The sequence below is a fragment of the Rhodococcus cercidiphylli genome (assembly GCF_033042225.1).
Lineage (GTDB): Bacteria > Actinomycetota > Actinomycetes > Mycobacteriales > Mycobacteriaceae > Rhodococcoides.
On sequence record NZ_JAWLKE010000009.1, the window covers coordinates 45,437 to 58,724 of the forward strand.

Genomic DNA, 13,288 nt, shown 5'->3' on the forward strand with positions numbered 1-13,288 from the left:
ATGAATCATTCGTTCGGGTCGAACGCGATCAGGGACGTCCAAGGCCTCGGTAGTTCCATCCGGCCGCACGCCACTGCTCCGGGTTCAGGCAGTTTCTGCCGTCGATCAGCTTCTTGCTGCGCACGACGCCGTCCAGGTCCATAGGAGTGAGAGCCTTGAATTCCTTCCACTCCGTCAGCACCAACACCACGTCAGCGCCCTCGCAGGCTTCGAGCGCAGTGCTGTTGTAGGTGAGAGTGGGGAACAGAGCCCGGGAGTTCTCCATCGCCTTGGGGTCGTACACGTTGACCGCAGCACCCTGGAGCTGAATCTGACCGGCCACGTTCAGGGCCGGTGAATCACGAACGTCGTCCGAATCGGGCTTGAATGCTGCGCCGAGGACGGCGACCCGAGCACCGAGGAGAGATCCGCAGGCCTCGCGCGCCAGCTCGACCATGCGGGTGCGGCGTCGCATGTTGATGTTGTCGACCTCGCGCAGGAACGTCAGTGCCTGGTCAGCGCCCAGTTCACCCGCCCGCGCCATGAAGGCCCGGATGTCCTTGGGCAGGCAACCACCGCCGAAGCCGATACCGGCATTGAGGAACTTGCGACCGATACGCTCGTCGTGACCGATGGCATCGGCGAGCACGGTGACATCTGCCCCCGCAGCTTCACATACCTCCGCGATGGCGTTGATGAACGAGATCTTGGTGGCCAGGAACGCGTTGGCGGACGCCTTGACCAGCTCGGCCGTCGCCAGGTCGGTGACCAGGAACGGAATCTTCTCCTCGAGCAGCTGCGCGTAGACCTGACGTGCCAGTTCCTCGGCGCGACCCGGACGGGCGCGGTCCACGCCAAGCACCAGACGATCGGGGTGCAGAGTGTCCTTGACGGCGAAGCCCTCACGCAGGAACTCGGGGTTCCACGCGACCTCGACGTCGTCGCCGGCAGGCGCGAGTTCGCGGGCGATCTTGCCGAGACGCTCGGCTGTGCCCACGGGGACAGTCGACTTACCGAAGATCACGGCCGGCTTGGTGAGCAACGGCGCAAGTGTCTCGATGACCGAGTCGACGAACTTCATGTCGGCTGCGAACTCACCCTTCTTCTGGGGAGTGCCGACACCGAGGAAGTGAACCTCTGCGAAGTCCGCAGCTTCTTGATACGACGCGGTGAAGCGGAGCCGTCCGGCGGCGATGTTGCGTTGCAGCACCTCTTCGAGACCGGGCTCCCAGAACGGGACCTCGCCGGCTTCGAGCTTCGCGAGCTTGGCCGGGTCCACGTCGACGCCCAGAACCTCGTGGCCGAGCTCGGCCATGCACGCGGCGTGAGTGGCACCGAGATACCCGGTACCGAACACTGTGATTCGCATTTGATTCTTCCCCGTCAGTCGTTCTGAGCAATGGCGTACTCGACAAGAGTCCGTGACGAAGCGTCACAGTAAGTATCTGGAGGACAACGCCTTCAGATCACGCGCACACAGGGGAATAGTAAACACAGGCCATCACGCCCGTCACCCAGGAGACTGCAGTCACAGGACGAGCTGAACAACCGGCAGAGCGAAGGTTTCTCAGCGACGAACGGGAAACTGCGGGTTCTCCGGCTCCTCGACGGCCTCGGCGCAGCGGTGGACGAAATCGCTCAGCTCGGCGCGGACCTCCGGAGCCAGAAGATCCAACGGTGCCTCGGTGCCGTGAAACTCCGCGAACGCCGAGGTGTAGGCGTCCACGCTGTCGGAAATGACAGCGTGCAGCGAGGTGGACCTATTCAGATGGACGCGGGCGATCACGTCGATGCGATCTGCGAGGAAATCGTGAAACGTGTTCTGCCCCATGGATACATCACGTCCGTTCTGCGACACAGTTGTCATTGCGCAATGATACGAACAAAACCGACCGGCCGCAGGGTGAGCCTCAGCGCTACTAGTACGCGCCGTCGCTCTTGAGAACGGCGACTGCGGTCTTGGCGATGATGAGCAGATCCCCTGTCATGGACCAGTTCTCGACGTACGAGAGATCGAGGCGCACGCTCTCCTCCCACGACAGATCCGAACGACCACTCACCTGCCACAGCCCGGTGATACCGGGTTTGACGAGCAGCCTACGACGCACTTCACCGTCGTACGTTTCCACTTCGCTGCGCAGCGGCGGCCGCGGACCCACCACGCTCATCTCACGCTTGAGCACGTTGACGAACTGCGGCAGCTCGTCGAGACTGAACTTGCGCATCACCTTGCCCACCCGGGTGACCCGTGGATCGTCGCGCATCTTGAACAGCACCCCGCCCGCCCCTTCGTTGAGGGCAGCCAGTTCTTGCACTCGCTTGTCGGCGTCCTGGACCATGCTGCGGAACTTGATCATCTGGAAAGGCTTGCCGTCGATGCCCATTCGCTCGGACTTGTAGAAGATCGAGCCCTTGCTGGTGAGCTTGATGATCACGGCGAGAGTGATCAGAACCGGCGAGATCAACAACAGGATCGAGGCGGCGAACAGGAAGTCGAACGCTGTCTTGCTGAATCGCTTCGCGCCGTTGTACTGCGGCTTCTCGACGTGGATGAGCGGGAAGTTCGCGACGGGACGCATCACCAGACGCGGACCGGCCACGTCCACCACTCCCGGCGACACCACGAGGTCGACCTTCTTCTTCTCGAGGTCCCACACCATCTTTCGCAGACCATGATGGCCGATGTGTTCGGTGGCCGTCACCGCGACGGTGTCTGCGCCGGAGGTCTCGATGGCCTCGACGACGCTGTGTTCGTCTCCGAGTACTGGAATTTCGACGCCGTCGATGGTGAACGACGAGTCGTTGCCGGGCTCGTAGTTGGGTAGGCAGATACCGACCACGCTGTAGCCGGCTTCGGGAGAACGCTCGAACGACGTGGCCATGGCCAGAGCCGAACTACGGCTGCCGACAATGAGCACCGAGGTTTGATACCCGCCACGAGCACGTTTGCGCGACACTATCTTTCGCCATACCCACCGACTCAACAGAAGCCCGACCAGGCCGACGGGCAGTGCAATCGCGAGATACAGACGGGCGATGTCCAGACGGAACAACAGGGAGAGGATCGCGATGGTTCCGAAAAGCCGGAACGTGGCCGACACGATGCGGCGGTACTCCTCCGAGCCGTTACCGATCACTCGCGGAGAACGAGTACGGAAAATGGCGAGAAACGTCAGCCACAGAATTGCGAGTATCCCGGATATCCCGAAGTAGCCGACGATGGACCACGGTTCACGAAAATCGATGTCTCCGAAGCGGATGATCTGCGCCACCGTCACCGCACCGAGAACGACCACCGTGTCCGTGACACGCAAGCCCTCGGTGTAATGCGTTTCCCATTCACGACGCGACGTCACCCTGCGCAACCGTCGAGCGTCACGCCGCGAGACAACCGAACTCTGCGCTTCCAGATCGCTGACTGACACTGATTTCCCCTCGGTACGTACGCGTTGCCGAACCCTTGCGTGATCGACACAGCTCCGTGCCACCCCGTCGTGCAGATTATCTTGTCGTACTTGTCGTGTCACTTGGTGACGGTGGTTTGATCGCCATGAACCCGCAGGTCGTTACATGTTTCCACTGCATTAATCGCACGCATCGACAGCGTTGCCGACTTCTCCCAGTGGCCCCCACCGCGGTCTTTCCCGACCACCAATTAGCGCGACATCCACACCCCGTGTCAAGCAGTGTCGGTCGAACGTCGGACGCTCGGAGACATCTCGGCGAAGGCCTCCCACATTCGGCGTCCCAGTTCCCGTTGCCCCTCGCCGTTGTAGTGGATCTTCTCGGTCTCGCTGTTGTAGAGCTCCCGCGGGCCCGGCACGTACGCCACTCCGGCTCTGCGTCTGGGCGTATCGGCGTGTACCGCGTCGATGACGGCGTAGTTCGCATCCCCGGATTCGATTTCGTCCGGCACCATCTGACCGAGGACGAACGGAACGTCACCGAATTCGCCGCGCAGGGTATCGATGAGGCTGTCGAGCTTCTCCGCGTACACCGGCCCGGTCAGCAGCGGCACATCGCTCTCCCCCTGATGCCACAGCACCGCCGCGAGCTCGTTGCCGGGCGTGGTCGCCAATCCCGTGCGAATGCGCTGCAGTGCATCCCAGAACAAATTGACTCGTGCCCCGGTATCGGCCGGATCCCAAGAAATACCGTGAATCCGCGCGAAGCCCGAATCGCCGCGCGCATGCGGAACCAGCAACACCGGTCTTCCGGTCGCATCGGCGAGATGCGCGGCGAACGTGGGACCGAATCCGACTGCCTTGGAGGGCACCTCGTGAAACAGTGGATTGCTGCCCGCCACGATGGTGTTCTTCGACCGGCCCGATGCTGCCCACTGATGCACCCGTGGATGCGGCGCATCGAGACCCGATCGGTCCAACCCGCTGCCCGCACCGTGGGCATTGGACTGCCCCAGCACCGCCACCACAAGATACGGCTCGTCGATCGCCTCCACCGCGATGCCGCGTCCGAGACGCTTCTTCACGACGTCCTTGGCCCGTACCTTCGCATTCTGACCGAACCCCATGACGCTCCCCCTGTTCACGTGCAATCGTTCTGAGCCGGTGTCCCCGCGAATCGATCGGCCAACCACTGATTGACGGCGTCGCCGTTGACGTCACCGTGCCCGCGTCCGGCCTGACGGTCGATGGTGATGACATCGCCCAGTCCGCATGCCGACTGCAGTGCCGCATCGGTCCATGCCACGTCGATGTAGGTGTCGGCATCTCCGTAGGCCACCAACATCGGTGCCGACGCCGGACCCTTCGGCAGGGCCATCTGCGTCAGCTCGTCACGAAGCGCCGCAGCCGCCGCCGGGGACTTCGGCGCAAAGTCGTTGCTACCGAGCCTCTTCGCCGCATCGGTACGCGCACCCGCCTGGGCCGGCGTGCACTGGGTGAGCGTGTCCCAGTCCTGCTCGGCGTTGCCGCTGCGGTAATCGTCGAGATCGACATTCTCGTCACGCCGAGAGAGGGATTCGAGTATCCACTGCAGCACCGGTCCCTGGTCCTCGGTCAACGTGCCCGCCACCGCCTTGTCCACCAGGCCCACCATGTTCGCGGTGGGTGCCAGAGCGACGGCACCGACCAAATTCAGCTCCGGCGCGTAGGAAGCGGCGAGTTCGTTCGCGGCCCAGGCAGCACCACCGCCCTGGGAACCCCCGAACGCGGCCCACTGCGTACCCACATCGGGAAAGACCGTACGCAATGCCCGGACGGCATCGATGACGTCGTAGCCAGCGGTGATGTTGTCCAGGTACGCATGGTTTCCCGGATGCCCGAGGCCCTCGTAGTCCGTGATGGCGACCGCGAATCCTGCTGTGGTGTAACCCTGTACGAGCGCGGATGCACCCAGCAGCGACGCAGACCGCGACGGCGCGCACGCCTGCTCGATACCCGTGGTGCCGTGGGCGTAGGAGATGACGGGCCACCCACCCTCGGGCGCGTCACCGGACGGGGTGAACACCGTGCCCGATACCTCGCGCTCACCCGCCCCCGGCTGCACCGAGCGGTACACCACCTTCGCTGCTTCGAGGCCCGACATCCGGACCAGCAGCGGCAGATTCGGCATCGTCTCGGCGCTGACGATGGAGCCGCTACCGGTACCGGGATTCGCGATGTCCATCGGCTCCGGATCGGAGCCACGCACCGCCGCTGCCACTGCCCCCTGCGCCTGCACACCGAGCGGCACCACCACGGCGCATCCGGCGAGCAGAGGAAGGAGCATCAGCGGAGCGACGAGCCTAAACACGGTGCGCATGAATCTATTTGCTCGCCTTGAATCTACGCGCGTACGTCAACGACGGCTTCTCGATGAAGCGGTACGTCACCGCCCCGAACGCGATGCTCACCGCGCTCACCAACACGAAGTTCCGCAGTAGCCCCAACGGGCTGTCGCCTGCCATCCATCCGAAGCGCCCCAACATGATCAGGATGGGAAAGTGCCACAGGTAGACGCTGAGCGAGATCATGCCCACGTAGCTCAGCGGTGTCCAATCGGCCCGTTCGGCGAGCTTCGACTGCTCACCGCGTGCCAGTGGCACGATGATGAACAGAATGAGCAGTGCCGATCCGAAGGACACAGTGGATGTCTGCCAACGCGAGTTGTTGTCGATCAGCATCAGTGAGATCACCGCGGTGGGAATCATCGCGATGCCTGTCCACCACCGCATGCGGCTGACCATGGCACCCTTGAACATTCCGTTGTCGATCGCGACGAACACCACCGCCGCCAGCATCCCGTACGTGAAATTGTCTGCCAGCGACCAGAAACTACGGCTGAGCACCGCGATCTCGTTGGGTCCCCATTCCAGCAGTTTCGGATCGGTGATGCCCGACGGCCCCACGCGCGAGGCGGTGTAGAGCTTTCCGGTGATCCCGATGACGAACATGATCACCACCGGCATCAACGCCAGCACCGGTGCCGAGATGGACGTGCGCTTGCGCAGGAAGAACGCGATGCTCGTCAGCAGCGGAAGTGCGATGTAGAACGCGAACTCCAGCGACAGCGACCACGACGGGTTGATGCCGGTTTGGATCATGCTCGGTATGTAGGTGTGCACCAGCGTCAGATTGGCCACCAGCGTCAGCGGATCGGTGAGGATGCCCAGGCCGTTGTCGGTGAAGTGCTGTTCGGCGACGGCAGCATTCTCCACGAACACCGCACGCATCACGTAGTTGGCGAACAAGAAGATGAACAGGTACGCGGGAAACACCCGCAGCAGCCGATGCATCGCGTAGCTGACGTTGTTCGGCATCGGTTTGCCGGCGAACAGCTTTCGGACCATCGGGAGGAAGATCAGGAAGCCCGAGAGCGCGAAGAAGAAGATCAACCCCTGCCCCAGCACCCCGAGCTTGTAGGTCAGGACAGTCTGCGGCGAGTAGTGACCGCCGACGTGCACGGCGAGCACACACAGGCAGGCGAATCCACGGGGGCCGTCGAGCCCGACGAGGCGGGCTGGACGCTTGGTACCGGTATCGGGGGCGACCGCGGTGGCGGCGGTCGCAGTGCTGTCTGGAGTGGCGGTCATGGGTACCTTCTGGAGGTCATGGCGCAGGAGGCGGGCAGAAGCTGATGGCCTCGGTGCCGACGAACCGGTCTTCGAGCCATCCGAACGCAGCAGCACCGTCGATGTCTGCGTGACCGGAATTCGGTTGGAGTACAGATTGAATCGTGTCCCCGGCGGCGCAGCCGGCCGCGATGGCGGTCTCGGTCCACGCCTGCGAGATCAACGTGTCCTTGCCGCCGTAGAGAACCAGCATCGGTGCGGCGGCCGGAGACATCGGCAAGCTCATCTCGCGCAGGTACTCCGCGAGCTTCGCCGTCGCCTCGGGGGTAGCCGGACGCAGATCGTCGTCGCTGATCTGTGCCGCCAACGACGTACGGTCGGCAGCGAGAACGCCGCCGCACGCCGAGAGCTCGTCCCACTTCTCGGCGACGATGCCCCTGCGATAGTCGTCCAGGTCCAGCTCGGGATGAGACTGGGCCAGACCCACCAGAACCCACTGCAGCAGCGGCTTCTGATCGTCGGTGAGGGTGCCGTTCGCGGCGGCGTCGGCGAGACCGACCATATCGGCGGCCGGTACCAAACTGACCGAGCCGACCAGCTCGAGACCCTCGCCGTAGCTGCTCGCGAGTTCGTTTGCAGCCCAGGAGGCCTGACCGCCCTGAGACCCGCCGAACGCCGCCCACTTCGTGGACGCCTCGGGTATCAGCTTGCGGGCGGCACGCACCGAGTCGATGAGATTGTTGCCGACGGTCCGAGCGTCGAGATAGGGATGATACGAGCCCTCCAGGCCCAGTCCCTGATAGTCCGACACCGTGACGACGTTCCCGGCGCGCACCAGCGCTGCGACGATCTGCGAGCTGCCGAGCAACTCCGGATCGGTCGACGGCGCACAATCCTCGAGCACGCCGGTGGTGCCGTGGCCGTACGCGATGATCGGCCAACCACCCTCGGGCGGTGTGCCTTCCGGTGCGAAGATCGTGCCCGAGACGCGCTGCGGAGAACCGTCCACGCCGGAAGTGGACGAGTAGACCACCCGCGCGGCGACCGAGGACACAGCACTGACCCGGCGATCGATGGTCAGCAGTTGCTGCGCGCTCTCGAGCGAACCGGGGCCCGCCTCACCGTAATCGGCGTCGAGCGTCGCACCGAACGCAGCGGACTCCGATACCGAGTACGGATCAGCAGGAGGTTCGTCGGAGGAACACCCCGCCGTCACCAGGATCAAAGCCAGTGCGCAGGCACCGCTCGCTCGTCTTGCTCGGCTCGTTCTCGACAGTGTCATCGGACCCCCTCTGCAGCAGGCGTCCGCTGGGCAGCGGCCGCCTGCTTCACGATGTTCTCCACTTGATCGCGATGGTCGATCGAGTCGCGTGCGATTCCGAATGCCAGAACCAGCACACTGCTCAGGATCGTGCCCATCACTCCCCCCAGAATCATGTTGCTCATCGGCGTCGGTGTGGTGACCTGATCAGGAGTGGTGGCCGCATCGACGAGCGTCACCTCCGACACCGCTCCGTCTGCACCCAGGTCGATCTCACCGACCAGCTTGATGAGCTGCACCGCAACCTCATTGGCAATGTCGCGTGCCTGCTCGGCGTCGGAGTTCACCACCGAGATCTCGATCAGCGCCGAGCCCGGAGTGGGTACCACTAGGATGTCGTTCTTCAGCGTCTCCGGTTCGAGCGGCAACCCCTGCGAGGCGATGACCCGCCGCAACACCTGTTCCCCGGTGGCCAACTGAACATACGTCTCGACGCGAACCAGTGACCCACGATTGCCCTCGAGCGAATTCTTGGGAGAGGTGGGACCGGGCGCGGTGACGAACACCCGAGACGCTGCGGTGTACGTCGGCTCGACCACCTGCGTCGCCAACAACCCGGCACCCGCCGACAGAATTGCCGCGGCGAGGATCAATGCCCATCCGGACAACAAAATACGGCCGTAGTCCCTGAGGGTTGGCACACCCGTGGGCGCGATCATCGATTCAGCTCGCACGTGTTCACCGGTCGTTGGCCGGCGAACATGCCCTTGACCCACGGCAGCGACCGGCTGCTGTCCAGATCGCCGTGTCCCTCACCCTGATGCAGCTCGTACTCGACGAGATCTCCGGAATCACACGCGCGCTGCAACGCCTTCTCGGTCCACGGTTCGAGAATCAGATCGTCCTCGCTGCCGTACATCACCAACAGCGGTGTCGACGAACGCTGCTGCGGCAGAGCCATATCGGCCAGGTAGCCGCGCAGCCGATCCGTCGCCTCGACGCTGACGGGTGTCAGGTCCGCAGCGCTCAGACCTGCCAACAGCCCCGGCACGTCGTCGGACTTTGGAGGTACGCACTCCATGAAGTCGTCCCACCGCTCCCGCGCCAACCCGGATCGGTAATCGTCGAGGTTCATCTCGGGATGACTGATCGCCAACGTGTGCAGCGCGTACATCAGCAGCGGGTACTGGGCCCGCGTCAGAGTCTGATTCGCGGCAGCGTCGGCCAACCCGGACATGTCCGAGACCGGCACCATCGCCGCGGTGCCCACCAGCTCGAGCCCGCCGCCGTACTCGGCATTGCGGTCGCTTGCCGCCCAGGCCGCCATGCCGCCGAGCGAGACACCGTAGGCGGCCCACCGCGGACTGAGGGTGGGCATGAAGTTCCTCGCTGCACGGACAGCGTCGATCATGTTGTAGCCGAATGTCTTCGAGTCCAGGTACGGGTGATACGACCCGCCGAGCCCGAGCCCCTGATAGTCGGTCATCGCGACGGCGAAACCGTTGAGCACCAGCGCCGCCACGATGGGGGCACTGCCGAGAAGGTTGGCGTACCTCGACGGCCCGCACGCCTCGAGCACGCCCGTCGTGCCGTGCCCGTAGGACACCACCGGCCAACCACCCTCGGGCGCAGTGCCACCCGGGATCACCACGGTGCCCGACACGTCCGTCGGCTCCCCGGTGACTCCCGACGTCGATCGGTACACCACACGAGTCGCGGTAGCACCCAGCTCGGTGATGTCTGCTGCGATGTCCTCGATCGGCTCGGCCGAGATCAACGAACCCGGAGCGGTACCACCGAAATCGGACGGTGGCAGCGGCTCCGACGTCGCCGGAGCGGCCGTGACGGGAGCCGTCTGCGCGCCGGGCGGCAGCACGATCGGAGCCTGCTGTGAGCAGGAGATCGACACCCCTGCTGCACACAGCAGGGCACCGACTCGGACCGTCCACCTCCCTGACATCGAAGCTATCCTCTGCTCGCCGAGGACGTCGCAGAGTCGTTGTTCGCCGGCCTCGGCCGGACCGCGGCGTGGGCGGGCCCCGACGGGGCGTGCGCGGTCGGCACAGCGGAACTGTCTGCAGCAGCGGTTGTTTCACTGGAACCCTCGCCTGCTGCGGAGCTGCCACCGCGGAGGCGTCGGGCCGCGGGCTCGAAGGTGGTCACCACGCCCAGCACGGTGCCGCCGACGCCGTCGAGCGCCTTGATCGCACGCCGCAGTTTGTCGCGTGTGGTGCGGCCGGTGCGAGCGAGAAGCACTGTGCCGTCGGACAATGCCGTGAGAATTGCGCCGTCGGTGACGTCGAGCAGGGGCGGGGTGTCGACGATGACGTAGCGGTAGTCACCGCGCAGCGCTGTCAGCAGTTCCTGGGCGCGGTCCGATCCGAGCAACTCACTCGGGTTCGGCGGCACCGGCCCTGCCGGAAGCACCGACACACCGTCGAACACGTCATCCTGGATGGCATCCTCCACGCTGTGCTCACCGGAGAGAACTGTCGACAAGCCACTGTCCTGTTCGATACCCAAGCGGCTGCCCAGGGTCGAGCTTCGTAAGTCGCCGCCGACGAGCAACACCGTGTGCCCGGCCTCGGCGAGAACGGCGGAGAGATCGATGGCCGTGCTGGTGCGTCCCTCGTCCGCAGCCGCACTGGTGATCGTGATGATGCGCGGCGGGGAGCCGCCGCCGAGGAAGCGAATGTTGGTGCGCAGGACGCGCAGTGGTTCGCCCATCGTCGCCATCGACGCCACCGGCACCGTGGGACGCGTCGCATCCACCGGGAGGCCGCCGAGTACGACGCGGCCCGAGACGTTTTCGGCGCGTGCCCGATCGCGAATGGAGCGATCCATCAGACCACGAAGCAACGCGAGGGCGAGGCCGACCACGAAGCCGACAGCGCCGCCGAGAACGAGAGCCGTGACCAGACCCATGCCGATCGGCGCCGTCGGAACGTCACCCTGATCGACGATGGTGGCACCGGCCGCGGGGTTGCCTCCGCGCTGGGATGTTTCGAGTTCCTGCACCACCTGCGTCAGCTGCCCGGCGACCGCATTGGTCAACGCCTGGGCGACCGCGGGATCGGCGTCGGTGGCACACAGATCGAGCAACACCGTCTTCTCGATCGGCGTCGCAGTGATCCTGGACCGCAGTTCCGCCGCGGACTGCTGCAGCTGCAACTGATCGACGGCTCGCTGCGCAACCTGTGTGCTGGTGGCCAACCCGGCGTAGGAGGACACGCGTTCCTGCGAGAACAGATTGTTCTGGTACGCCTCACCGACGGAACTGCCGCCTTCGGTGGTGACGAACAAACGAGCACACGCTTGGTACTGAGGCGTCGTGAAGAACGTGTAGGCATAACCCCCGGCGACGCCGATGATCGTCGCGAGAGCGACGATCCACCATCCCGCGCGAAGGATCCGCCAATACTCTCGAATCTCCACGAATGCTCCTATCGAATAACCGACGGTCAAGGGCAAAGAATAAAGCGCAGCGAAGGATTCGGCACGGCGTACATGTTGCGAGTAGATGAAAGCGTGACAACATCAGAACCCATGAGCATCATGCAGCGGGTCGGATGGGTCGCCATCGTGGCAATCCCCGTAACCGTTACATTCGCCATGATCGTCGGCGGAACTCCAGCGAAATTGGGGGCATTCGCCCTCGTCGCGTTGACCGTGGGAGCATACATAGGCCTACGTCATCCGCTGTATTTGACTCGCGCTCTTGCCTTTTCATTGGGGGCACTCCCCTTCGGTTATGTACCGGGAACACCCGCGCCGTTGGTCTTCACGTTCGCCGTCGCGACGATCTTCGCCACTGTGATTCACCGCACAGCAGTGAGCCGCATCACATTGCCCGAAACGACCGTCATAACGCTGATCGTCCTGTCCGCACTGTCGGTCGTCGTCATGGCAACCGGAATCGGCGATTTCTTCGAATTCGGTAAATGGCTGATCTCGACGCTCGTGGTGGTGTGCCTGTTGCGAATGCCGCGGGACGAAATGGCGGTGTTCGGCAGGATCTACGTCTACGCAGCATCCGGGGCCGCCGCTTTTGCATTGCTGATCTTCGTCGGTGATCCCGCAGGCAAGCTCATTCGCTACCTCTCGATTCTCGGATACGGCACCGAGGAGGAGAGCACGCGGTTCGTCTACAGCCCCACCGGTGCCACCTCGGTTCGCCTGGCAGGGACGTACATCGACCCCAACGCCGCCGGAATCGGCTTCGTCCTCGCGCTGATGCTGTGCATCCTGTTGTTGCGTGGATACCTGCGTACCGCCCTCGCGTCTCTGCTGTTCCTGTCGATCGTGCTCACGCTCTCGCGAGCGGCCCTGTTCTCGGTGGTGTTCGGCGTGGTACTGATGTTCGCGTTCCAACAGCTGCGAACCAGGGAACGCCTGGCCATCGTCGGCGCATTCGTAGCGGCCTTCATCGGAGCGCTCGCAGTACCCAGCGTCCGCAGCCGCGTCTTCTCGTCCTTCGGCAACGAGGACGCAGGCTCGAGCGCACGCGGCGATGCCCTCGCCGAATTCCCCGGCCACATGCAAGGCCACTGGCTGTTCGGCCTCGGTTGGGGCCGGCCGGAATTCGTCGATCCGGCCACCGCATTCGAGGTGAATTTCGTCGCCAACTCGCCGCTGCTCACCGTCTACCGCGGCGGCATATTCACCGGCCTCGCCTTCACCGCAATTCTCGTTGCCGGTGCCGTTGTCGGCTACCGAATGCTGCGATCGGGACGCTGGGAACTCGGCTTCTACGGCGGCACATTCATCGGCTTCTCGGTGGTCGCGCTGCAACTCGACTTCCCCGTCGTCAGCAATCCTTCCACGACGACGGCATTTTCCGTGATGCTCGCATTCGTCGTCTACGCGTGGGAAAAAGCGACGGAAACCAAGCCCGACGGCGACAACATCGAGGGTACGAAAACGAAAAGCTTGCTTTCGGCCGGAGGTACTCGACCAGCAGTTTCATAATTATTGGTCCGCTTTTTGTGATTTACACAAAAGCGCGCTCGAGGTGCAATGATTCTGCGCACCGGCCC

Annotated in this window: 11 protein-coding genes; 1 reads left to right on the forward strand and 10 read right to left on the reverse strand. The window is 64.0% G+C overall.

Features of this window, described 5'->3' with window-relative positions; all coding sequences use genetic code 11:
• Nucleotides 1–28 precede the first annotated feature (28 nt).
• The 10 genes from R3P95_RS21710 to R3P95_RS21755 all read right to left on the reverse strand — a co-directional run bounded on the left by R3P95_RS21710 (nt 29) and on the right by R3P95_RS21755 (nt 11,687).
• The gene (locus R3P95_RS21710; protein ID WP_317549483.1) at nt 29–1,348 is read right to left on the reverse strand and encodes a UDP-glucose dehydrogenase family protein; all 1,320 of its coding nucleotides are present in this window, start codon (nt 1,346–1,348) and stop codon (nt 29–31) included.
• 198 nt (nt 1,349–1,546) lie between these two features.
• Nucleotides 1,547–1,846 carry a hypothetical protein gene (locus R3P95_RS21715; RefSeq protein WP_300522628.1) on the reverse strand — a complete coding sequence of 100 codons (300 nt, stop codon included), beginning with the start codon at nt 1,844–1,846 and terminating at the stop codon, nt 1,547–1,549.
• Between the two features lie 52 nt (nt 1,847–1,898).
• Nucleotides 1,899–3,404: a sugar transferase gene (locus tag R3P95_RS21720; protein ID WP_394855451.1), complete on the reverse strand. Its 1,506-nt coding sequence runs from the start codon at nt 3,402–3,404 to the stop codon at nt 1,899–1,901.
• A gap of 254 nt (nt 3,405–3,658) precedes the next feature.
• Entirely contained in the window at nt 3,659–4,528 is an 870-nt protein-coding gene (locus R3P95_RS21725) for a sialate O-acetylesterase (RefSeq protein WP_317549484.1), read from the reverse strand.
• Nucleotides 4,525–5,742 carry an alpha/beta hydrolase gene (locus R3P95_RS21730; RefSeq protein WP_317549485.1) on the reverse strand — a complete coding sequence of 406 codons (1,218 nt, stop codon included), beginning with the start codon at nt 5,740–5,742 and terminating at the stop codon, nt 4,525–4,527. The genes R3P95_RS21725 and R3P95_RS21730 overlap by 4 nt, the downstream gene beginning before the upstream one ends.
• A gap of 4 nt (nt 5,743–5,746) precedes the next feature.
• Nucleotides 5,747–7,012, reverse strand: coding sequence for an acyltransferase family protein (locus tag R3P95_RS21735; protein ID WP_317549486.1), 1,266 nt, complete (start codon nt 7,010–7,012; stop codon nt 5,747–5,749).
• A 16-nt stretch (nt 7,013–7,028) separates the two neighbouring features.
• Nucleotides 7,029–8,273, reverse strand: coding sequence for a lipase family protein (locus tag R3P95_RS21740; protein WP_317549487.1), 1,245 nt, complete (start codon nt 8,271–8,273; stop codon nt 7,029–7,031).
• Complete coding sequence (locus tag R3P95_RS21745; RefSeq protein ID WP_317549488.1) at nt 8,270–8,971, reverse strand: YveK family protein; 702 nt, start codon at nt 8,969–8,971, stop codon at nt 8,270–8,272. The genes R3P95_RS21740 and R3P95_RS21745 overlap by 4 nt, the downstream gene beginning before the upstream one ends.
• Entirely contained in the window at nt 8,968–10,212 is a 1,245-nt protein-coding gene (locus tag R3P95_RS21750; RefSeq protein ID WP_317549489.1) for an alpha/beta hydrolase family protein, read from the reverse strand. The genes R3P95_RS21745 and R3P95_RS21750 overlap by 4 nt, the downstream gene beginning before the upstream one ends.
• 5 nt (nt 10,213–10,217) lie before the next feature.
• On the reverse strand, nt 10,218–11,687 hold the full coding sequence (locus R3P95_RS21755) for a polysaccharide biosynthesis tyrosine autokinase (protein WP_317549490.1): 1,470 nt from the start codon (nt 11,685–11,687) through the stop codon (nt 10,218–10,220).
• Between the two features lie 111 nt (nt 11,688–11,798).
• On the opposite strand from R3P95_RS21755, the gene R3P95_RS21760 reads away from it, so the two are divergent.
• On the forward strand, nt 11,799–13,220 hold the full coding sequence (locus R3P95_RS21760; RefSeq protein ID WP_317549491.1) for an O-antigen ligase family protein: 1,422 nt from the start codon (nt 11,799–11,801) through the stop codon (nt 13,218–13,220).
• Nucleotides 13,221–13,288: the final 68 nt, after the last annotated feature.